This is a genomic window from Algiphilus sp. (assembly GCF_965216485.1).
GTDB lineage: Bacteria > Pseudomonadota > Gammaproteobacteria > Nevskiales > Nevskiaceae > Algiphilus.
In genome coordinates, this window is the sequence record NZ_OZ244162.1 from 1,965,387 (window position 1) to 1,986,642 (window position 21,256).

Here is a 21,256-nt window from a genome sequence, read left to right on the forward strand (position 1 = left end):
CTCGTGATCGCTTTCACGGCATCACACGCTTACGGGCATACTCCGCCGTAGAAATCCATGGCAGGGAAAGCGAGCAGCATGGGGAGTGACGAGGACAAGCCGCGTCGCGCAAGCATGGACCGCCTGACCACCCGTCCGGCGGCGCGCAACTGGGCGATGACGCGGCTCGGAATGGGGACGGGGGCGCGCTTTGCCGCGCACAGCGTCAGCAATCTCTTCCGCGACAAGGCGGGGCGAGAGGACGCCAGCCGCGCCTTCTATCGCGCCGAGGCGGAAACGCTGGCGGATGCCCTAGGCAATCTCAAGGGCAGCGTCATGAAAGCCGGGCAGATGCTGTCGCTCTATGCCCAATACTTTCTGCCGCCGGAAGCGGTGGATGTCCTGGCCGGACTGCAGGACGACACCGCGCCTGTATCGTGGTCTGTCATCGAGCCGGTGCTGGAGCATGGTCTCGGCCGCGCGCGCATGGCGGAGCTCGAGATCGACCGGGAGCCGCTGGCAGCGGCGTCGCTTGGTCAGGCGCATCGCGCCCGCATCAAGGCGGATGGCACCGAGCTCGTTCTCAAGATTCAGTATCCCGGGGTGGGAGACGCCATCGAAAGCGATGTGCGCACACTCAAGCGCGTCATCAGCATGACCCGGCTGGCGCCCAAGGGCCTGGATCTTGAGCCGGTGTTCAATGAAGTGCGCGAGATGCTGCACCGCGAGGTCGACTACGCCAGCGAGGCGCGCTACACCAAGGAGTATCGCCGTCGTCTGAGTGGTGACGAGCGCTATGTGGTGCCGGAAGTCTTCGATGACTATTCCACCGACATGATTCTGGCGCTGTCCTATGAGCACGGCCTGCCGGTCAAGCACAAGGATGTCGCGGCGCTGGATCAGACGGCGCGCGATGGCCTTGGTTATGCCTTCATGGAACTTTTCCTGCGTGAGTTCTTCTCATGGGGGATGGTGCAGACCGACCCGCACTTCGGGAATTACCGCATTCGGCTGGAAGAGGGCGAAAGCCCGCGGATCGTGCTGCTGGACTTCGGCGCGACGCGCATCTTCGGGCGTGGTTTCATCGACGGCTATCGCAAGATTCTTTCGGGCGGCATCTTTGGTCCCCGCAGCGATATCTTCGAGGGTGCCGAGGCCATCGGGCTGATGGAGTCCAAGCACCCGCAGCAGGTCCTGGATGCCTTTGCGGAATTGATCGAGCTGGTCATGGAGCCCTTCCGCAATGCGGATGATCCACTGGCCCGCACGGAGCTGCTCAATGCCGAGGGCGGCTATCGCTTTGCGGACTCCGATCTGCTGCCACGGGCGGCGCAGAAGGCGGCGCGCAATTCGCTGTCGCGGTGGTTTCGCGTGCCGCCCCGGGAGATCGTCTTTCTGCACCGTCGACTGGCCGGCACCTTCATGGCCTGCGGCGCTCTGGGCGCCGAACTCAAGGGCCGCCGCATGCTCATGGATGCCCTTGGATTCAAGGATCCCGAGGCTGCCTGAAACATGCACTGCATCTGCGATTGCGGCATTTTCGTAGTCGCGTTACCGATGTTCATGCGCTAGACTTGAACGACTGTTTACCCAAAGTAGGAGACCACACATGACCCTTCGACGTTTGACAATCGCACTCGCAGCGGGCGCTGCGTGGGCGCTCTCCGCGCCCGCGTTGGCAGCGGTGTCGCAGGAGGAAGCCAACAAGCTGGGCACGGAGCTGACCCCAGTGGGTGCCAACCCGAAGGGCAACGAGGACGGAACCATCCCCGAATGGAACCCGACCACCATGCAGGGCGACAAGACGGGTGAGTATCCAAGCCACCCCGAGATCGACGATGACGAACCCCGCTTCGTCATCACCGCGGAAAACATGGATCAGTACGCGGACAAGCTGTCGGAAGGGCACAAGCTGCTGCTGCAGCGCTATCCCGACAGCTACAAGATGAAGATCTATCCGAGCCATCGCATCGTGACCTGGCCGGAAGAGATCCTGGCGGCCACCAAGCGCAATGCCACCGCCTGCGAATTCCGTGGTCCGGACGACATCACCAACTGTGAAGTCGGTTTTCCGTTCCCGATTCCGCAGACCGGTGCCGAAGTGGTCTGGAACCACAAGCTGAAGTGGCGCGGGAACAACGCACGTCGCTACAACAACCAGATGATCGTGCAGCAGAACGGTGACTACCAGTTCACCAAGATCGTCGAAGACGTGACCTTCAGCTACGCCAACCTCAATGACCCCGTGCCGATCAAGGACGGTCAGGGCGAATACCTGCGCTATCTGTCCGAGACGGTTGCGCCGGTACGTCTGGCGGGCACCTTCATTCTCGTGCACGAGAAGGTGGGTACCGGCGAAGCCGGCCGCCGTGCCTGGCTGTATTCGCCGGGTCTGCGCCGCATTCGTCGCGCGCCTTCGGTTTGCTGTGACAACCCCTACGAAGGCACCGACGGGCACCAGTTCTACGATCAGGTGGACATGTTCAACGGCGTGCTCGAGCGCTTCAACTGGAAGCTGCTCGGCAAGAAGGAAATGTTCATCCCGTACAACAGCCACAAGATTGCCGGCCCGCCCACCAAGTACGCCGATCTGGCCCAGCCGCGTCACCTGAACCAGGAGCTGCCGCGGTATGAGCTGCACCGCGTCTGGGTGGTCGAGGCGGAAAACAAGCCGGACCTGCGTCACACTTTCGGCAAGAAGGTGCTCTACATCGACGAGGACAGCTGGAACATCGTGATGATCGACAACTATGACCATCGCGGCGAGATGATGCAGTTCCAGGAAGGGCATTACTTCATCAGCCGCAACATCCTGGCCGGCGCGACCAGCCCCGAGGTGATCTACCACCTCAATACGGGTCGCTACTTCCTGACCGCTCTGGCGCAGGAAGACCAGCCGATCGACAGCACGGTCACCTATGACGACGGCTACTTCACGGCCGCCGCGGTCCAGCGCAAGACCTCGCGCTAAGACCGATCCATAGGCGGATGCTTATTTGGCCGCCGGGCCCTGGTCCGGCGGCCTTTTTCATGCAAGGAGAATCATTGTGGCGGTGACCACGCGGACGCAGACCCTGGTTTTCGATACACCCAAGGACGCCGTGCTGCGCATGCTGACGGATGCGAGCTTCTATCAGCGCAAGTACGAGGCGCTGGGCATGGAGGATATTGAGGTCCAACCAACGACGCACGAAAGCGCGTCCTTTGCAGTGCTGGCCCGTTTCAAGGCACACACCGAATTGCCGTTGCCCGGATGGGCCAAGCGCGCCCTTCCGGACACGATTCGCGTCGAACAGACCGATTACTGGTCCAGCGAGGATGCACGAGGCGGATTGCATATCCACCTGCAGGGCACGCCGGTGCGCATCAGCGCCGCCATGGCCCTCAGTGAGGACGGCGACAAGGTGATCAACACGGTGCAGTGGCGCTTCGACTGCCCGGTGCCCCTGGTGGGCAAAAAGCTGGCGGAATTCGTGGCAGACGACGTCTGCACCAAGGCGGAGAGGGACCACGGCTTCGGCCGCACACAGGCGGAGCGCTACCGCTAGACTGTGCCGCCATGAGCAATCTGACCGGGAACGACAACGACGATCCGCAGCGCCCGCTGCGTTTCTTGGAGCTGCTGCAGAGCGTGGCCGCGGCCATGCTGGGCGTGCAAAGCGATGCCGCGCGCAAGCGCGATTTCTCGCGCGGCAAGCCGCTGCATTTCGTGATTATCGGCGTCGCTGCCACGCTGCTCTTCGTGCTGGCCGTCGCCGGAATCGTGCAACTGGTACTGCATCTGGCTGGGGCGTAGTCAGCGCTGTCAGCACCCGCTTCAACGCTGTTTCACTCTGCAGCGGCGCGCTTCAGCCGATAGAGGGCATCCAGCGCTTGGCGCGGCGTCATCTCGTCTGGATCGATCTCTTGCAGTAAGGGCCGTAGTGGATCGCGGGCCTCGAAAAGCCCGAGCTGCGGAGAGGGACTGGGGGCGCTGGTCGCGGCGGCGGCGGCGCCCGACTCGAGGGTGTCGAGTACTTGTCGTGCCCGCTGGAGCACGCCATGCGGTACGCCGGCCAGACGCGCCACCTGGATGCCAAAACTGCGACTGGCGGCACCCTCCCGAACCTGATGCAGCAGCACGAAACGATCGCCGTATTCGGCGGCCTCCAGATGCAGGTTGCCCACGCCGTCGAGTGCTTCGGCCAGTTCGGTCAGTTCGAAGTAGTGCGTGGCAAAGAGACACAGGCAGCGGTTATGCGTAGCCAGCGCCTCGGCGCAGGCGCGCGCCAACGCAAGGCCGTCGTAGGTGCTGGTACCGCGGCCGATCTCGTCCATCAGCACCAGACTGTGGGCATCGGCGTGATGCAGGATATGCGCGGTCTCGGTCATCTCCACCATAAAGGTGGACTGGCCGCCGGCAAGATCATCCGCGGCGCCAATGCGGGTAAAGATGCGGCGGATATCGCCAATGCGCGCAGCGCGCGCAGGCACGAAGCAGCCGGCAAGGGCCATCACCGTGATCAGCGCGGCCTGGCGCATATAGGTCGATTTGCCACCCATGTTCGGCCCGGTCACGATCTGCATCCGCGTCTCTGCATCCAGGCTCAGATCATTGGGCACGAAGGGATGCTCGGCGATGGCTTCCACCACCGGATGCCGACCGCCCTCGATGTGCAGGGCAGGCGCGTCATCGAGCTCGGGGCGCACGTATTGCTGGGCAAGGGCGCGCTCGGCGAAGCAGGCCAGTACGTCGAGCTCGGCCAGGGCCTGCGCGGTGGCGCGCAGGGCCGGAAGCTCGCCCACCAGGCGATCCAGCAAGGCGTCGAACAGCAGCTTTTCGCGCGCCAGCGCGCGTTCCCGCGCCGAGAGCACCTGATCCTCGAAGCGCTTGAGCTCTTCGGTGATGTAGCGCTCGGCATTCTTCAGCGTCTGGCGCCGCGTGTAATCGGTGGGCGCGTGGGCAGCCTGGGCACGCGAGATTTCGATGTAATAGCCGTGTACGCGGTTGTATCCGAGGCGAAGCGTTTCGATGCCGGTGCGCGCGCGTTCGCGCTTCTCCAGGTCATCAAGATAGCTGTCGGCATTGGTGGAGAGCGCGCGCAGCTCGTCGAGTTCGGCGTCGTAGCCCTGCGCGAAGACGCCGCCGTCCTTGACCTGCGGCGGCAGGCTGGTTTCCAGCGCACCGTCAAGCCAGCTGCTGAGGGTGGGGAAGGGGCCCAGATCGGTGGCGATCCGCTGCAGGCGCGTGCAGTCCAGCGGATGCAGGGCCTCGTGCACCGCGGGCAGCGCGGCGAGGGTGCCCTGCAGGCTGGCGATATCGCGCGGGCGGGCACTCCTGAGCGCGATGCGCGCCAGCACGCGCTCGATATCGTGCACCTGGCGCAGGCTCTGGCGCACGCCATCGGCGCGATTGCCGTCGCTGAGCCGGCTGACCGTGTCGAGACGTTCGGTCAGTTCATCGCGGTCGCGCAGTGGCTGGGCCAGCCAGTGCCGGAGCAGTCGGCTCCCCATGCTGGTGCGGCAGGTGTCCAGCACACCGACCAGGCTGTGCCGGCTATCGCCGGACAAGGTGCTGGTGATCTCCAGATTGCGGCGACTGACCGCGTCGATGCGCAGCGACTGCTCAAGCGCTTCGGTGCGCAGGCCGGTGAGATGCGGCAACGCCGTGCGCTGCGTTTCGCGCACGTAGGCAAGCAGCGCGCCGGCAGCGGCAATGGCGGCCGGAGATTCGTCGCAGCCGAAGGCCTTGAGATGCTGCGTGGCAAATTGCTCGCACAAGAGCCGATAGGCAGTGGTGGGATCGAAGTGCATGCCATCCCAGGCGACGGCGGACGGCGTAGCGTCGTCCTCCGGCATGAGCAGTTCGGCGGGCTGCAGACGGGCGAGCTCGGCGTCGATGACGGCAGGATCCTCGCTCTGCAGGCAGTGAAAGCGGCCCGAGGCGAGGTCGAGCCAGGCCAGACCCTGCTGCTGCGAGCGCGGCAGCACGCATCGGCTCGCAAGCAGTGTCGTGCGCGTCGGGTCGAGCAGGGCTTCGTCCGTGGCGGTACCGGCGGTCAGGATGCGAACCACCTCGCGCTCGACCGGCCCCTTGCCGCCCGGCGGGGTCATCTGCTCGGCGATCGCCACGGATTCGCCCATGCGCAGCAGGCGCGCGGTGTACTGCTCCGCGGCGTGTACCGGCACACCGGCCATGGGGATGGGGGCGCCGGCCGACTCGCCGCGCTGGGTGAGGGTCAGGGCCAGCAGCCGCGCCGCCCGTTTGGCGTCGTCGTAGAACAGCTCGTAGAAATCCCCCATGCGGAAGAAGAGCAGACGCTGCGGGTGCTGCGCCTTGAGGCGCAGAAACTGCTGCATCACCGGGGTATGCGCTTCCAGGCTGGCGGATTCGGGCATGCGGGGGGCGGGCGCGCGGCAAGCCTCGACACCCGTGGCTGAAACGGGCAGCGATGCTAGCATGCGGCGACTGTATTCCACGGCCTTTGGCATGTCCGCAAGCCTCTACTCCCAGCAGTCCATCGAAGCCCACGTGGCGGCCATCGCCGGGACGCTGGAGGCGCGCGGGCAATGGCTGTGCACGGCGGAATCCTGCACTGGTGGGGCCATCGCCGTGGCCTGTACGGATCGTGCCGGCAGTTCGGCCTGGTTTGAGCGTGCCATGGTGACCTACTCCAATGCCGCCAAGCAGGACATGCTGGGCGTGGATGCCGCTCTCATTGACCGTCACGGCGCGGTCAGCGAGGCCGTGGTGCGTGCCATGGCCGAGGGCGCACGGCGGAGGAGCCCGGCCGACTGGAGCATTGCCGTCAGCGGGGTGGCCGGTCCTACGGGCGGCACGCCTGACAAGCCGGTCGGCACGGTGTGGTTCGGCTGGTCCGGCCCGGGGATGTGTGATGCAGCCTGCCGCCACTTTAATGGCGACCGTCAGGCCGTGCGCCTATCCTCAGTGGCCTACGCGCTGGCCGGTCTGCTCGCACGGCTATGAAATAATCGCCCTTTGGGCCACCCAACCACGACGCAGGATCCATGGACGAAAATCGGAAGAAGGCACTGGACGCGGCGCTGTCGCAGATCGAGCGGCAGTTCGGCAAGGGCGCGGTCATGCGCATGGGGCAGGATGACCCGGCGCGCGATATCGCGACCGTGTCCAGCGGGTCGCTGTCGCTCGACATCGCGCTTGGCGTGGGTGGACTGCCGCGCGGGCGCGTGGTCGAAATCTATGGTCCCGAATCCTCCGGCAAGACTACGCTGACCCTGCACGCCATTGCCGAGATGCAGAAGGCGGGTGGGGTGGCGGCCTTCGTCGACGCCGAGCACGCGCTGGATACCAGCTACGCCGAGAAGCTTGGGGTCAAGGTGGACGATCTGCTCATCTCGCAGCCCGACACCGGCGAGCAGGCGCTGGAGATTGCCGACATGTTGGTGCGCTCAGGCGCGGTGGATATCGTCGTCATCGACTCCGTGGCCGCACTGACGCCAAAGCAGGAAATCGAAGGCGAGATGGGTGATTCCCTGCCGGGTCTGCAGGCGCGCCTGATGAGTCAGGCGCTGCGCAAGCTGACGGCCAACATCAAGCGCACCAACACGATGGTGATCTTCATTAACCAGATCCGCATGAAGATCGGTGTGATGTTCGGTTCTCCGGAAACCACCACCGGCGGTAACGCCCTCAAGTTCTATTCTTCGGTCCGACTCGACATCCGCCGTACCGGCACCATCAAGAAGGGCGACGAGGCGATGGGCAACGAGACCCGCGTCAAGGTCGTCAAGAACAAGCTGGCGCCCCCGTTCCGTCAGGCCAATTTCGAAATTCTGTTCAACGAGGGCATCAGCCGTCTCGGTGAACTCATCGAACTCGGCGTCGAGCACAAGCTGATCGACAAGTCGGGCGCCTGGTACGCCTACAACGGCGACAAGATCGGGCAGGGCAAGGAGAACGCCCGCCAGTTCCTGCGCGAGCACCCGGACGTTGCCGAAACCATAGAAGCGGCCCTGCGCGATCAGTTATTGCCGAAGCGCAAGCAGCGTGAGGAAGCCGAGAGCGAGTAAGTCGGGCCGACGCGAGCCGCTCTCCGCCAAGGCGCGTGCGGTGGAATTGCTCACGCGGCGCGAGCACGGCGCCCGTGAGCTCAAGCGCAAGCTGGTTGCCAAGGGCTTGGAAGCTGGGGATGTCGAGAGCGCCGTCGACGAACTTGCTGCCGAGGGCTGGCAATCCGATCTGCGCTATGCCCAGGCCGTGACGCGGAGTCGCGCAAGACAGGGCTACGGTCCGCGCCGCATCGCCTTTGAACTGGGACAGGCAGGTGTGGACGCAGCCACCGTCGACGAGGCGCTGCGCCTTGAAGACTGCGACTGGCTGGCCATTGCCCAAGAGTGGGTTCAGCGCAAGCAGGCGGCGCCGGCTGACGATGTCGCGGCGATCGCGCGGCTGCGACGCAAGCTTCACGGCCGTGGTTTTGATGAGCGGATCGTGCGCGCGGTGATCTCCGACGAGGACGATTCAGCCGCCTGAAGCGCGGTGGATCATCGTTGCAGGCGCGGTGGATGTGGCGGCGGTGTGACGCCTGCATCGGCTACCATATCGCCCTTTCAGCCGTCCGCCCTGGACCCCATGGATAGCAATACCCTGCGCCATCGTTTCCTGACCTTCTTCGAGCAGCGCGACCATCGTGTTGTGCCCTCGGCATCGCTCGTGCCGGGCAATGACCCGACCCTGCTGTTCACGAATGCCGGCATGGTTCAGTTCAAGGATGTCTTTCTTGGACGCGAAAAGCGGGACTACCAGCGCGCGGCAAGCAGCCAGCGCTGCGTTCGCGCCGGCGGCAAGCACAATGACCTGGAGAACGTCGGCTATACCGCACGGCACCACACCTTCTTCGAAATGCTGGGCAACTTCAGCTTCGGGGATTACTTCAAGCGCGAAGCCATTGTCTATGCGTGGGAGTTCCTGACCAGTCCGGATTGGCTGAGACTGCCGGCCGACAAGCTGCTGGCCACGGTCTACGCCACGGATGAAGAAGCCTTTGCGGTCTGGCGCGATGTCATCGGTCTGCCCGAGACGCGCATTCTGCGCATCGGCGACAAGCCGGAAGGCGGCTCCGACAATTTCTGGCAGATGGGCGACACCGGCCCCTGTGGTCCGTGCAGTGAGATCTTCTACGACCATGGTCCCGATGTGCCAGGCGGACCGCCAGGCACCCCGGAAGAGGATGGCGACCGCTTCATCGAGATCTGGAATCTGGTCTTCATGCAGTACGACCGCGCCGCCGACGGGACGCTCACCGAGTTGCCGGCGCCGAGTGTGGATACCGGCATGGGACTGGAGCGCCTGGCAGCCGTACTGCAGGGGGTGCACTCCAATTACGACACCGATGTCTTCCAGCGGCTGATGGCGGCGGCCGCCGAGGTTATCGGGGTCGCTCAGGATGGCAACGCCTCGCTCAAGGTCATTGCCGATCATATCCGCGCCGTTTCCTTTCTGATCTGCGACGGGGTCATGCCTTCCAATGAAGGCCGCGGCTATGTCCTGCGCCGTATCATCCGGCGTGCGGCACGCCATGGCCACAAGCTGGGCGCACGCGAGCCTTTCCTGCATCGCATGGTGGCGCCGCTGGGCGAGGTCATGGGGGAGGCCTATCGCGAGTTGCAAAGCCAGCAGAAGCTGCTGGAGCAAACCATTCGCGCCGAAGAGGATGCCTTCGCGCAGATGCTGGACCGCGGCCTGCGCCTGCTCGACGACTCCATCACGCCCAAGATGCGCGAGCTGCCCGGCGACGTCGCCTTCCACCTGTACGACACCCACGGTTTCCCGGTGGACCTGACCGCCGACATCCTGCGCGAGCGGGACATGACGGTGGACATGGAGGCCTTCGAGCAGTACATGCAGGCGCAGCGGGATCGTGCGCGCGCTGCCAGCCGCTTCTCGGCAGGCTACGACACCGTGCCGGAGCAGGCGGGCACCGCCGAATTCACCGGTTACGAGCAAAGCCAGCATGGCGCCACCGTGACCGCACTCATTGTCGGGGGGACGCCGGTAGAGCAGTTGGAAGCCGGCGACGACGAGGTGGTGGTCTTTCTGGATCGCACGCCCTTCTATGCCGAGTCAGGCGGCCAGGTGGGTGACACAGGCCACATCCTTGCACCTGGTCTGCGTTTCCGAGTGCGCGACACGCGCGCGCTGCGCCCTGGCACACCGGGGCATATCGGCCAGCTTGAAGAAGGCCGTCTGCGCGTCGGGGATGTCGTCAAGGCCGAGATCGACGGCGCTCGCCGCGCGCGCACGGTGCGCAATCATTCCGCAACCCACCTGTTGCATGCCGCCTTGCGCAATGTGCTGGGCACCCATGTTGCGCAGAAGGGCTCGCTGGTTGCGCCGGAGCGCTTGCGTTTTGACTTCTCGCATCCGCAACCGGTGACCGACGAGGAACTGCAGCGTATTGAGGACGAGGTCAACGCGCAGATTCTGGCGAACGTGCCGGCGCGCACCGATGTCTGCCCCTACCAGGAGGCCATCGATCGCGGTGCCCTTGCCATGTTTGGCGAAAAGTATGGTGACACCGTCCGTGTGCTCGCGCTGGGGGACTATTCGGTCGAGCTCTGCGGCGGTACGCACGTGTCGCGCACGGGCGATATCGGCGCCTTCCGCATCATTCACGAAGGCGGCGTGTCGGCCGGCGTGCGCCGTGTCGAGGCGATCACGGGGGATGCCGTGATCACCACCATGCGGCAGCTGGAGGCGCGAATGGGTGCGGTGGCTCAACGCTTGCGGGCGGCGCCCGACGACGTCATCAACAAGCTTGACGCGCTGCTCGCCAAGACGCGGGAAACCGAACGTGCGCTCGAGCAGGCGCGCGACAAGCTCAGCCAGAGCGCGGGCGGGGATCTGGCCACGCAGGCGCAGGAGATCGACGGCATCAAGGTGCTGGCGGCGCGCATCGAGGGACAGGATGCCGGCGGTATGCGCGGCATGCTCGACAAGCTCAAGGAGCGGTTGGGCAGCGGCGTCATCGTGCTCGGCGCGGAGAAGGACGGCAAGGCGGTACTCGCCGCTGGCGTGACGGCGGATCTGACCGACCGCATCCAGGCCGGCAAGCTCATCAATCATGTCGCTGGCCAGGTCGGCGGCAAGGGGGGCGGCCGTCCGGACATGGCGCAGGCGGGCGGTCCGCAGCCGGAGCACCTGCAACAGGCGCTCGACAGCGTAACGGCGTGGGTCTCGGAACAACTGACAAGCTGATATGGCACTGATCGTACAGAAATACGGCGGCACCTCCGTCGGAGATGTGGAGCGCATCCAGCATGTGGCGCGCAAGGTGGCCGCGGCGCGTGCCAAGGGCGATCAGATCGTGGTGGTGGTGTCCGCCATGTCCGGCGAAACCAATCGCCTGATCGGCCTGGCGCAGGCGATCAGTGAGCAACCCGATCCGCGCGAGTACGACCAGATCGTAGCCAGTGGTGAGCAGGTCACCATTGGCCTTCTGGCGATGGCGTTGATGGAGCTCGGGGTGCCGGCGCGCTCCTTCCTCGGTCTGCAGGTTCCCATCCGTACCGATGACGTCCACAGCAAGGCGCGCATCACCGAGATCGACGGCACCGCCATCCACACGGCCTTGGCGCGCGGCGAAGTCTGTGTGGTGGCCGGATTCCAGGGCGTCAACGCGCTAGGCGACATCACCACCCTTGGCCGCGGCGGCTCGGACACCACCGGCGTGGCGCTGGCGGCCGGCCTGGGTGCCGATGAGTGCCAGATCTATACCGACGTCGACGGCGTCTACACCACGGACCCGCGCGTTGAGCCGAAGGCCCGCCGACTTGAGCGCGTCACCTTCGAGGAGATGCTGGAAATGGCCAGCCTCGGATCCAAGGTGCTGCAGATCCGGGCGGTGGAATTCGCTGGAAAGTACCGTGTGCCCTTGCGCGTTCTGTCGACATTCGAAGACGGTCCAGGCACGCTCATTACATTGGATCAGGAGCAGAACGGCGTGGAAGATCCGCTGATTTCAGGTATTGCCTTCAACCGCGACGAAGCACAGGTCACCCTTCAGGGCGTGCCGGATCGCCCCGGTATTGCGGCCAAGGTGCTTGGGCCGATCGGCGAGGCGAATATCGAAGTGGACATGATCGTGCAGAATGTGGGGGCTGACGCAACCACGGACTTCACCTTCACTGTCCACAAGAACGATTACAAGCGGGCGCTTGCCTTGGTGGAGACCATTCGCGAGCAACTCGGCGCGCGGGCCGTGAAGGGTGACAGTGACATCGCCAAGGTCAGCGTGGTGGGCGTGGGTATGCGCAGCCATGCCGGCATTGCATCGGATATGTTCAAGGCTTTGGCGGCCGAAAACATCAATATCCGGATGATCTCGACGTCGGAAATCAAGATTTCGGTGGTTATTGACGAGAAGTATCTTGAGCTCGCCGTACGTACCCTTCACCGGGCCTTCGAGCTCGAAGGAGCGGCTCCTACCGCATGACGGACGCGCTTTACAGTACAACGAAAGGAGGAGGGCGCGCCCCATGTTGATTTTGACTCGCCGCGTGGGAGAAACACTGCAGATCGGAGATGATGTCTCGGTGACGGTGCTGACCATTAAGGGCAATCAGGTACGCATTGGCATCAATGCCCCCAAGGACGTAACCATTCACCGATTGGAAATTGCCGAGCGGTTGCGCGATGGAGAAGCACCGCGCAAGGGCGGAAATCACCAGGAATGATTCGCTGCAAGACAGACGGGCGCGGAATCTCTACAATACCGCCCGTTGTGATCGTATCGCCGACGTAGTGGTAGAGCCTTGGCGAAGGACGCGCGCTTTACAACGGAGAGATGGCCGAGTGGCTGAAGGCGCTCCCCTGCTAAGGGAGTATGGGGCTAACACCCCATCGAGGGTTCGAATCCCTCTCTCTCCGCCAAGATGATGAATGAGAAAAGGCGCCTCGGCGCCTTTTTTCGTTGATGCAACGGGTGGATGGCGTCATCCATTCCCCCAAAAAAGTGGCCGCCGCTTCGGGGGAAAGCGGCGGCCGGGGGATGCTCTCACGGGGAGGAGATGACTCAGAGAGCAGGACTAGATTGCGCTCGGGTCGCCCAGCGCGCAAATAAGCGTTCACTATTGTCTCGATTGTGTCCCTCTCTCGTCCGGTTCTCGTGACCGACAGGTGGCCTGGACGGCGACGGCTCAAGCAGCAGGTGCCCCTTACGTAATTTGCACGATGGGGTGCGATCACCAGAGTCGACATACTGCGTACATCACGTCCTGAGCCCCTTTGCGCGCCTTTGAGAGACCTGTTGGCGCTAGTAATCGGGCAGCAGGGCAATGCCATCGATTTTCGGGGACAACTCGCATGGGGCTTCTCAATTTCCGCGCACAGTGGCCGCTGTGCATCTTGATCGTTGGTCTGGTGGGATGTGGTTCGAGCCAGAGCCCGTCAGGCAGCGCTGATGGTGGCAACGGAGGAAGCGGGACCGCTCGTGAGCAGACGATTTACTCGGTTGCCAATCGTTGCTACGCGCTGGATTCAGAGGCGGGCAGCGTGACGCTGACCACGGCCGAAGACGACTACACCCTGACCGACGATCCCGACGACGCCGCCACCTTCTACCTGAAGCCGACCGCACTTGGCTCATACCTCTTGCTGTCGCGCTATGAACGCGTTGAAGGCACAGCGGGGCAGAAGCAATTGCTCGGAATTACCGATCCGGGCGGGGAGTTCCTCGATGCCTTCGGCAACTTCATTGGCGAGGTGGGCTTTCTCGTCAGCGGTGTTGGCGATATCACGCAGATCCTGGTCGATGTCGTGGATTCCGGCAGCGGCCCGGTGCGCGATGTGGGCGAAACCGTTGGTGATCTGGGCGGGAATCTGGGCGACATCAACGTCAGCCCGACGCTCGCCGTCGTTGAGGAAGCCAATGATCTGGCGGTATGGAATCTGCTGCCCGCCTCGGATGGACGTTTCTCGTTGACCAATGCCGTAACCGGCCAACGGCTCGCCGCCGCGCAGGGTGTGGTGGCGCTGACCAACGCCACCACGGCCGGTGTCGAGACTGCCTTTCGCTTGCGGCCCGTGGCCGAGTGTGACGCCTATCCGGAAGTTAGTCTGAATGCCGAACTGCTGGACGCACGCGGTCCGGCGCTTCGCCTGGCGGAGGTACCGCTGTACAGCGAAGGCCCGGGCGCGGCCGAGATCGATGAGGACGATGTCTTCGGTTTCATCGACGCGCATTCACATATTACCGCCTACGAATTCATCGGCGGTCGTGTCAACTATGGCGACCCCTTCCACAAGTTCGGCGTCGATCACGCGCTGCATGACTGCGCCGTCAACCATGGTCCGCAGGGAACGCTGGGCGTGGTGGAAACGGTAACCAGCACGGGCACACCCACGCATGAAACGCGAGGCTGGCCGGACTTTCCGTTCTGGCCAAGGCACAACTCCTTGCAGCACCATCAGAGCTATTACCGCTGGATCGAGCGGGCCTACATGGGCGGACTGCGGCTGCTGGTGAACCACTACACCGGCAACGAAATCCTGTGCCAGCTCAATCCACAGAAGCAGAATGCCTGTGATTTCGAGGAGAACTGGCGCCTTCAGCATCAGCGCATTTTGGAAATGCAGGACTACATTGATGCCCAGAACGGTGGTCCCGGTGAGGGATGGTTCCGCATCGTGGACGACCCGGCACAAGCGCGCGCGGTCATCGCCGATGGCAAGCTGGCCGTGGTACTCGGCATCGAGATTTCCAAGCTGTTCAATTGCGGCGAGTTTCTGGGCGTGGCCGAATGCTCGCGCGAGGAACTGGTGCAGCGTCTGGATGCAGCCTACGACCTGGGCGTGCGCCATATCTTCCCGATTCACAAGTTCGACAACGCCTTCGGCGGTGTGGTCCCGGATGAAGCGCTGGGTATCGGCACCATTCTCTACGCGGGCAATCTCGCCGAAACCGGTACCCCGCTGCTGTTCGAGGCCTGCCCGGAAAACTTCCAGGATGATTCGACGCAGTCTCCGGATTCGGCCAATCCGCTGGGGATCATCGATCAGTTGCTGTTACAGCTGGAATATATCAATGGCCAGGCGAGTCAGGGTCTCCCGGTACCGCCCCTGGTGCCGGTGTCTGAGAACGGTCTCTGCAATCAGCAGGGGATTACCGAACTCGGTGTCTTCCTGACCCAGGAGCTGATGCGCCGGAACATGATTATCGAGGTGGATCACAGTGCGCGTTCGGTCATCGACCGGATTCTCGAGATCGCCGAGGACAATGGCTATCCCGGCGTCACCAGCAGTCACGACTGGCTCTTCTCGGAGGAACTGCTGGATCGGCTGGTGGCCGGCGGCGGCACCATCAGCCGTTTTGCCAGTTCCCGGGAAACCTGGGTGGACAAGATCCTGAAGGCGGAGGAACGGCCAGCCAAGAATCGGGTGGCCGCGATGGTGACCACCGGACTGGCCTCCGATGTCAACGGCATCGCCTCGCTTCCCGGCAACAGCGGTGCCGCGGACACGCCGCTCTATCCCTTCGTCTCGGTTGATGGTCGGGTACGCTTCGATGTGCAGAAGACGGGCGACCGCGCTTTTGGTCTCTACGATGGCCGTGGCGTGGCCCACTATGGCCTCTACCCGGACCAGATCGCCGATATGCAGCGCTTCACCGAGGGCAAGTCCCGGCAGGAGATCGAGCAGGCTCTGCGCTCCCTGTTCTCGTCCACCGAGGCCTATCTTCGGTTGTGGGAAGCGACACACGCCTGGCGCGGAGATCTCGGCCAGGGCGGCTAGGAATACAGCGGACGCCCTCGGCGCATGGCGGCCGAGGGCCCAGCTTAGGGAAGTGTGACCTGGCTGCTTCGCCCGGCATCCACGTCCAGGCTGCGCGAGGCGAGGAAATTCACCTCCGGCGCGTCGTCTTCCGGATCGTCGGCATCCGCGTCGCAGGTGAAGGCCACGGTATAGCCGCCAGCCGCCAGATTCGAGAAGCGGAAGCTGCCGCCCGTGATCGAGAGATTGTCGAGCTGGCGACTGTTCAGCGGAGGCTCACGGTCGGCGAGGGTGGTGGTCTCGGCGTTGCGACCCTGGTAGAGGTACACAGCCGGAAAGCAGGGTGACTGGTTGACCAAGTCAGCGGCAACTGTGCCCTGGATATCGCCGGCATCGCTTTGTCGAATGGCTCGGATCACGGGGTCGAAACGGTAGCGGTTGGCGGCCAGGTCGTCGTCGTCCTGTAGCAGGCTGGCGCGGAGATCGACATCCAGCAGCACAGTCTCGCGCTCGAGTTCGTCGATAGAAAAGGCGAGGGCCACGCGAATGCTCTCCCGCACATAGTCCAGCGTTGCGGTAGTGCCGTTGTCCAGCACGATCGGATCGGAATTAATGACATCCGGTGGTACAAAGTCAGGCGCGAAGCGAAGCCGCAGCCCGGAAAAGGCGCCCGCATCGATGCTGGCATTCTGTAGCAAGGTCTCGCTGCGCCCCTGGCGCAGACCAGCAATATCAATGCGCCGGGGCGGATCGAAGTCGAAGCGCGTGAAACTACCGTCCTCGGCCTCAATGTCGACGCCCTCGACGGCGACGAAGGCGACATTGACCGCGTCCGCGGGCGCATCGGTGATTCGGACAGTGATCTCGCCCTGGTCGCAGGCGCTCAGTACCAATGCCAGGGGAAGAAAAATGAGATGTCGCATGAGGTTTTCCGGCGAGAGGCCTGATGGGAGGGCGTATGCGGCACGATTGCGCGTTGACGTTGCTGACACGCCCCGACACTATAGTTCGCTCATTGAAGGGGCTTCAGCATGGCGGTCAATCCGCAGAATATCCCAGTCAGCAAAGGCTATCTTGGCGGTCTTGCGCGGCGTATCGTCGCCGAGGGACTGCTGAGCGAAGAACAGGCGCGTACGGCCCAGCAGAAGGCGCAGCGGAGCGGGCAGTCGCTGGTCAGCTATGCGGTGGAGCAGAAATGGGCAGCCGCCCGCGGCCTGGCCATGGCAGCCAGCCGCGAATTCGGCGTACCACTGGCCGATCTCTCGGCGCTTGAGGTGGACAACGCACTGGCGAGCGAGGTGGGCGAGAAGGTCCTGCGCAAGCACCGCGCCCTGCCGCTGTACCGCCGCGGTAAACGTCTGTTCGTGGCCATTTCGGATCCTTCCTTCAATCAGGCCCTGGAAGAGATCAAATTCGCCACAGGCCAGCCCACAGAGGGGGTGCTGGTCGAGGACGACAAGCTCGGCAAGGCCATGGAGGCCGCGCTGTCGGCGGTGGACGCGGCCTCGCTTTCGGGCGACGAAAGTGAATTCGACGACATCGACCTGGAGGCGGGCGGGCGCGAGGAACAGGCGGTGGACGCCTCGGCGACCCAAAGCGACGCCGACGATGCGCCTGTGGTGCGCTACGTCAACAAGGTGCTGCTCGACGCGATCCGCCGCGGTGCCTCGGACATCCATTTCGAACCCTACGAAAAGTACTACCGCGTGCGCTTGCGCGTCGACGGCGAGTTGCGTGAGTTCGCCCGGCCACCGGTGCAGATCGCGGCCAGACTGGCGGCGCGCGTCAAGGTGCTGTCGCGCCTCGACCTGGCCGAGCGGCGCGTGCCGCAGGACGGGCGCATCAAGCTCAAGCTGTCGGCACAGCGTGCCATTGATTTCCGTGTCAGCACCTGCCCCACGCTCTGGGGCGAGAAGATCGTGCTGCGTATTCTCGATTCCAGCAGCGCACAGCTCGGCATCGAATCGCTGGGCTACGAGCCCGAGCAGCGGGCACTCTATGAGAATGCGCTGTCCAAGCCGCAGGGCATGATTCTGGTGACCGGGCCGACCGGCTCCGGCAAGACCGTCTCGCTGTACACCGGTTTGAATATCCTCAATACCGAGGGGCTGAATATCTCCACCGCCGAGGACCCGGCGGAAATCAACCTTCCCGGCATCAATCAGGTGAATGTCAATCCGCGTGTGGGGCTGACCTTTGCCGCGGCATTGAAGGCCTTTCTCCGCCAGGATCCGGACGTGATCATGGTGGGTGAGGTTCGGGACCTGGAAACGGCCGAGATCGCAATCAAGGCGGCACAGACCGGGCACCTTGTGTTGTCCACACTGCATACCAACGATGCGCCGCAGACGCTGACCCGCCTGCTCAATATGGGGGTACCGGCCTACAACATCGCCTCCAGCGTGTCGCTGATCATCGCGCAGCGGCTGGCGAAACGGCTGTGCGTGCATTGCCGCAAGGAAGCGGATATTCCGCGCGTGGAGCTGCTCAAGGAGGGTTTCACCGAGGAACAGGTAGACAGCGAAGGGTTCACGATCTACGAAGCCCAGGGCTGCGACGAATGCCACAGCGGCTACAAGGGGCGTACCGGTATCTATCAGGTGATGCCGGTCTCCGAGACCATCGGTCGCATGATCATGGAAGGCAAGAACGCTATCGATGTCGCCGACCAGGCCGAGCGCGAGGGCGTTCTGGATCTGCGCCAGTCGGCCTTGAAGAAAGTGCGGGACGGCATTATTGACCTGAAAGAAGCCAACCGCGTGACGGTTGAATAACGGCGACTGAGGCGCAAGAACGAGCATGGCAGAAGCAGGCGCCAAGGAAGTGCTGTTCCAGTGGGAGGGCACAGACCGCAAGGGCAAGCGGATCAAGGGCCAGACCAGCGGTAAGAGCGAAACCGACATCAAGCGCGCCCTGCGCAAGCAGGGGATCAATCCACTGCGGGTGCGCAAGCAGTCCAGTCTGTTCGGTTCCCGCAAGAAGAAGATCACCGGTCAGGACATCGCGATCTTCGCGCGCCAGATGGCGACGATGATGGCGGCCGGGCTGCCACTCGTGCAGGCCCTGGAGCTGGTCGGGAACGGGCACGACAATCCTTCCATGGGCGAGCTCATCCTCGCCGTGAAAACCGAGGTGGAGTCGGGCAGTTCTTTCGCGCAGGCGCTGGCCAAGCACCCCGTCCATTTCGACGATCTGTTCGTCAATCTCGTGGATGCCGGCGAAAAGTCGGGCACGCTCGAGACGCTGCTCGACAAGGTTGCCCTGTACAAGGAAAAGACCGAGGCGCTTCGGAAAAAGGTCAAGAAGGCGCTGACCTATCCATCGGCGGTGGTGGCGGTGGCCTTCATTGTCACCGGCATCCTGTTGTACTTCGTGGTGCCGCAGTTCCAGGATCTGTTCCGTGGATTCGGTGCGGACCTGCCGGTCTTCACTCTGATGGTCATCCGCCTGTCGGAGTTTGTGCAGGTCTACTGGTGGATGATCCTGCTGGGCCTGGGTGCGACCGGCTTCGGTTTCAGCTACATCAAGAAGCGTTCGCCGCGATTCAGGCGTTTTCTCGATCGCGTCGCGCTGCACTTGCCGATTATTGGCGTCATCGTTCACAAATCCGCGCTGGCGCGCTATCACCGTACGCTGTCGACCATGTTCGCAGCCGGTGTCCCGCTCGTGGAGGCACTGGATCCGGTGGCGCGTGCCTCCGGCAACATCCTGTTCGAGGAAGCGATCTACAACATTCGTGATGACGTCGCCAGCGGCACGCAGCTCTACCAGGGCATGCAGACCGCCGGCCTTTTTCCGCCAATGGCGACGCAGATGGTCGCCATTGGCGAGGAATCCGGCGCCCTCGACACCATGTGCGCGAAGGTGGCGACCTATTACGAAGAGGAAGTCGACGCGCTGGTCGACTCCCTCTCCAGCCTGCTCGAGCCGCTGATCATGTCCGTCCTCGGCATTCTCGTGGGCGGTCTCGTGGTGGCCATGTATCTGCCCATCTTCCAGCTCGGCCAGGTGGTCTGAACGGTGGGGATACTCGACGCGCTGGCTACCAGCCCGGCCCTCCTGATCACCGCGATGGTGCTGCTCGGCCTGCTCACCGGAAGCTTTCTCAATGTCGTGATTCTACGGCTGCCGCGCATGCTCGAAAACGCATGGCGCGAAGAGGCAAGTGCCATTCTTGAAGTGGAGGCTCCCAAAGACCAGCCGGCGCTGTCGCTCGCTCGGCCTGCGTCGCATTGCACGCATTGTGGAGCGCCGATTCCGGCGTGGCGCAATATCCCCGTCGTCTCCTGGCTGTTGCTGCGGGGCCGGGCGGCCTGCTGTGGCGCGCCCATTTCCGTGCAGTATCCGCTGGTCGAACTGCTGGCCGGCGTGGTGGCAGGGCTGTGCGCATGGCGCTTCGGCTGGAGTTGGGAGCTATTGGCGGCCTACGTGCTGGCCATGACCCTCATCGCCGCGGCCGTGATCGACTGGAACACGCAGCTGTTGCCGGACAACATCACGCTGCCATTGCTCTGGCTGGGACTGCTGCTGAACACAATGGAAACCTTTGTGCCCTTGCAGGCCGCGGTACTGGGTGCGGCGGCCGGCTATCTGTCGCTGTGGAGTGTGTTCATGCTGTTCAAGCTGGTCACCGGCAAGGAAGGCATGGGCTTCGGCGACTTCAAGCTGCTGGCCGCTCTGGGCGCATGGTTCGGATGGACGGCCCTGCCGATGCTGCTGTTGCTGTCCTCGCTGGTCGGTGCCGTGATCGGAATCACTTTCCGGGTCTCCGGCCGCCTGGAGGCAGGAGCGCCGATGCCCTACGGGCCCTTCATCGCCGGCGCCGGCCTGCTCTGGTTGCTTGCGCCGATGCCGATGGCCTTGTTCTGATGCCCTTGGTCATCGGACTGACCGGAGGGGTGGCGAGCGGCAAATCTACCGTGGAAGCCGCCTTCGAAGCGCTGGGCGTACCCGTGATCGATGCCGATCAGGTCGCGCGTGCCATCGTGGCGCCGGGCGAGCCGGCCCTGGACGCCATTGCCGCACATTTCGGAGCGGAGGTGTTGCAGTCGGATGGCACGCTGAATCGACGCGCCTTGCGTGAACAGGTTTTTGCCGATGCACAGGCGCGCAAGGCATTGGAGGCGATTACGCATCCGGCGATTCGCGACCGCCTGCAGCAGTGGCGCGACGCACTGACGGCGCCGTACGGGGTATTGTCCGCGGCGATTCTGATCGAGGGTGGGCTGAACCGGCTCTGTGATCGGGTGCTGGTCATCGATGCCTCGCCGGAGACGCAGCGCCGGCGCCTGATGGCGCGAGACGCCGTGGATGCGGCGCTGGCGGACCAGATGCTGGCGGCGCAGGCACCGCGCGATCGTCGTCTGGCTGCCGCCGATGATGTCCTCCTCAATGAGGACAGCGTGGATGATCTTCCGGCGCTGATCGCGCGGTGCCACGACTTCTACCTGCGCCTGGCGCGCGGGGAAGCCGATGCGAGCACGCACCTGCGGCTGCCCGATGCGGTTTGAAAGCCCTGTCGGGCGCGCGCACAATGCAGCCCGATCC

General features: G+C 63.8%; 17 protein-coding genes and 1 tRNA gene. 16 read left to right on the forward strand and 2 right to left on the reverse strand.

Features of this window, described 5'->3' with window-relative positions:
• Positions 1-57: 57 nt before the first annotated feature.
• The 4 genes from ACOOFO_RS09055 to ACOOFO_RS09070 all read left to right on the forward strand — a co-directional run bounded on the left by ACOOFO_RS09055 (position 58) and on the right by ACOOFO_RS09070 (position 3,775).
• Positions 58-1,488, forward strand: a complete 1,431-nt coding sequence (locus tag ACOOFO_RS09055) for an ABC1 kinase family protein (RefSeq protein ID WP_420426461.1) — start codon at positions 58-60, stop codon at positions 1,486-1,488.
• 100 nt (positions 1,489-1,588) lie between these two features.
• Entirely contained in the window at positions 1,589-2,950 is a 1,362-nt protein-coding gene (locus ACOOFO_RS09060; RefSeq protein ID WP_420426462.1) for a DUF1329 domain-containing protein, read from the forward strand.
• Between the two features lie 76 nt (positions 2,951-3,026).
• Positions 3,027-3,527, forward strand: coding sequence for a DUF2505 domain-containing protein (locus ACOOFO_RS09065; RefSeq protein ID WP_420426463.1), 501 nt, complete (start codon positions 3,027-3,029; stop codon positions 3,525-3,527).
• Positions 3,528-3,538: 11 nt separating this feature from the next.
• On the forward strand, positions 3,539-3,775 hold the full coding sequence (locus tag ACOOFO_RS09070) for a DUF2970 domain-containing protein (RefSeq protein WP_420426464.1): 237 nt from the start codon (positions 3,539-3,541) through the stop codon (positions 3,773-3,775).
• A gap of 32 nt (positions 3,776-3,807) precedes the next feature.
• Here ACOOFO_RS09070 and mutS read toward each other — a convergent pair whose 3' ends face one another.
• Positions 3,808-6,357, reverse strand: coding sequence for a DNA mismatch repair protein MutS (mutS, locus tag ACOOFO_RS09075; protein ID WP_420426465.1), 2,550 nt, complete (start codon positions 6,355-6,357; stop codon positions 3,808-3,810).
• Between the two features lie 91 nt (positions 6,358-6,448).
• On the opposite strand from mutS, the gene ACOOFO_RS09080 reads away from it, so the two are divergent.
• The 8 genes from ACOOFO_RS09080 to ACOOFO_RS09115 all read left to right on the forward strand — a co-directional run bounded on the left by ACOOFO_RS09080 (position 6,449) and on the right by ACOOFO_RS09115 (position 15,730).
• Positions 6,449-6,946 carry a CinA family protein gene (locus tag ACOOFO_RS09080; protein ID WP_420429706.1) on the forward strand — a complete coding sequence of 166 codons (498 nt, stop codon included), beginning with the start codon at positions 6,449-6,451 and terminating at the stop codon, positions 6,944-6,946.
• Between the two features lie 41 nt (positions 6,947-6,987).
• Positions 6,988-8,010 (forward strand): recombinase RecA, encoded by a 1,023-nt coding sequence (recA, locus tag ACOOFO_RS09085; RefSeq protein ID WP_420426466.1) that lies wholly within the window; start codon positions 6,988-6,990, stop codon positions 8,008-8,010.
• Positions 7,988-8,473: a regulatory protein RecX gene (locus ACOOFO_RS09090; RefSeq protein ID WP_420426467.1), complete on the forward strand. Its 486-nt coding sequence runs from the start codon at positions 7,988-7,990 to the stop codon at positions 8,471-8,473. Before recA ends, ACOOFO_RS09090 begins: the two co-directional genes overlap by 23 nt.
• Positions 8,474-8,572: 99 nt before the next feature.
• The gene (alaS, locus tag ACOOFO_RS09095) at positions 8,573-11,197 is read left to right on the forward strand and encodes an alanine--tRNA ligase (RefSeq protein WP_420426468.1); all 2,625 of its coding nucleotides are present in this window, start codon (positions 8,573-8,575) and stop codon (positions 11,195-11,197) included.
• A 1-nt stretch (position 11,198) separates the two neighbouring features.
• Positions 11,199-12,434, forward strand: a complete 1,236-nt coding sequence (locus ACOOFO_RS09100; RefSeq protein WP_420426469.1) for an aspartate kinase — start codon at positions 11,199-11,201, stop codon at positions 12,432-12,434.
• 43 nt (positions 12,435-12,477) lie between these two features.
• Positions 12,478-12,675: a carbon storage regulator CsrA gene (csrA, locus tag ACOOFO_RS09105; protein ID WP_420426470.1), complete on the forward strand. Its 198-nt coding sequence runs from the start codon at positions 12,478-12,480 to the stop codon at positions 12,673-12,675.
• Between the two features lie 104 nt (positions 12,676-12,779).
• A tRNA-Ser gene (locus tag ACOOFO_RS09110) sits at positions 12,780-12,871 on the forward strand.
• Positions 12,872-13,492: 621 nt separating this feature from the next.
• On the forward strand, positions 13,493-15,730 hold the full coding sequence (locus ACOOFO_RS09115) for a hypothetical protein (protein ID WP_420426471.1): 2,238 nt from the start codon (positions 13,493-13,495) through the stop codon (positions 15,728-15,730).
• Between the two features lie 44 nt (positions 15,731-15,774).
• Here ACOOFO_RS09115 and ACOOFO_RS09120 read toward each other — a convergent pair whose 3' ends face one another.
• Positions 15,775-16,632, reverse strand: a complete 858-nt coding sequence (locus ACOOFO_RS09120; RefSeq protein ID WP_420426472.1) for a DUF4382 domain-containing protein — start codon at positions 16,630-16,632, stop codon at positions 15,775-15,777.
• Positions 16,633-16,740: 108 nt separating this feature from the next.
• Between ACOOFO_RS09120 and pilB the strand changes: the two genes are divergently transcribed.
• The 4 genes from pilB to coaE are packed head-to-tail and all read left to right on the forward strand — an operon-like array spanning position 16,741 to position 21,219.
• On the forward strand, positions 16,741-18,483 hold the full coding sequence (gene pilB, locus ACOOFO_RS09125; RefSeq protein WP_420426473.1) for a type IV-A pilus assembly ATPase PilB: 1,743 nt from the start codon (positions 16,741-16,743) through the stop codon (positions 18,481-18,483).
• Between the two features lie 25 nt (positions 18,484-18,508).
• Positions 18,509-19,726 carry a type II secretion system F family protein gene (locus ACOOFO_RS09130; RefSeq protein ID WP_420426474.1) on the forward strand — a complete coding sequence of 406 codons (1,218 nt, stop codon included), beginning with the start codon at positions 18,509-18,511 and terminating at the stop codon, positions 19,724-19,726.
• A gap of 3 nt (positions 19,727-19,729) precedes the next feature.
• On the forward strand, positions 19,730-20,578 hold the full coding sequence (locus ACOOFO_RS09135; protein ID WP_420426475.1) for a prepilin peptidase: 849 nt from the start codon (positions 19,730-19,732) through the stop codon (positions 20,576-20,578).
• On the forward strand, positions 20,578-21,219 hold the full coding sequence (gene coaE, locus ACOOFO_RS09140; RefSeq protein ID WP_420426476.1) for a dephospho-CoA kinase: 642 nt from the start codon (positions 20,578-20,580) through the stop codon (positions 21,217-21,219). Before ACOOFO_RS09135 ends, coaE begins: the two co-directional genes overlap by 1 nt.
• Positions 21,220-21,256: the final 37 nt, after the last annotated feature.

Excerpts from the sequence above, each read along its gene's own strand:
- ACOOFO_RS09055 (WP_420426461.1), top strand. The coding sequence starts at position 58 with ATGGCAGGGAAAGCGAGCAGCATGGGGAGTGACGAGGACAAGCCGCGT.
- ACOOFO_RS09060 (WP_420426462.1), top strand. The coding sequence starts at position 1,589 with ATGACCCTTCGACGTTTGACAATCGCACTCGCAGCGGGCGCTGCGTGG.
- ACOOFO_RS09070 (WP_420426464.1), top strand. The coding sequence starts at position 3,539 with ATGAGCAATCTGACCGGGAACGACAACGACGATCCGCAGCGCCCGCTG.
- mutS (WP_420426465.1), bottom strand. The coding sequence starts at position 6,357 with ATGCCCGAATCCGCCAGCCTGGAAGCGCATACCCCGGTGATGCAGCAG.
- ACOOFO_RS09080 (WP_420429706.1), top strand. The coding sequence starts at position 6,449 with ATGTCCGCAAGCCTCTACTCCCAGCAGTCCATCGAAGCCCACGTGGCG.
- recA (WP_420426466.1), top strand. The coding sequence starts at position 6,988 with ATGGACGAAAATCGGAAGAAGGCACTGGACGCGGCGCTGTCGCAGATC.
- alaS (WP_420426468.1), top strand. The coding sequence starts at position 8,573 with ATGGATAGCAATACCCTGCGCCATCGTTTCCTGACCTTCTTCGAGCAG.
- ACOOFO_RS09100 (WP_420426469.1), top strand. The coding sequence starts at position 11,199 with ATGGCACTGATCGTACAGAAATACGGCGGCACCTCCGTCGGAGATGTG.
- csrA (WP_420426470.1), top strand. The coding sequence starts at position 12,478 with ATGTTGATTTTGACTCGCCGCGTGGGAGAAACACTGCAGATCGGAGAT.
- ACOOFO_RS09120 (WP_420426472.1), bottom strand. The coding sequence starts at position 16,632 with ATGCGACATCTCATTTTTCTTCCCCTGGCATTGGTACTGAGCGCCTGC.
- pilB (WP_420426473.1), top strand. The coding sequence starts at position 16,741 with ATGGCGGTCAATCCGCAGAATATCCCAGTCAGCAAAGGCTATCTTGGC.
- ACOOFO_RS09130 (WP_420426474.1), top strand. The coding sequence starts at position 18,509 with ATGGCAGAAGCAGGCGCCAAGGAAGTGCTGTTCCAGTGGGAGGGCACA.
- coaE (WP_420426476.1), top strand. The coding sequence starts at position 20,578 with ATGCCCTTGGTCATCGGACTGACCGGAGGGGTGGCGAGCGGCAAATCT.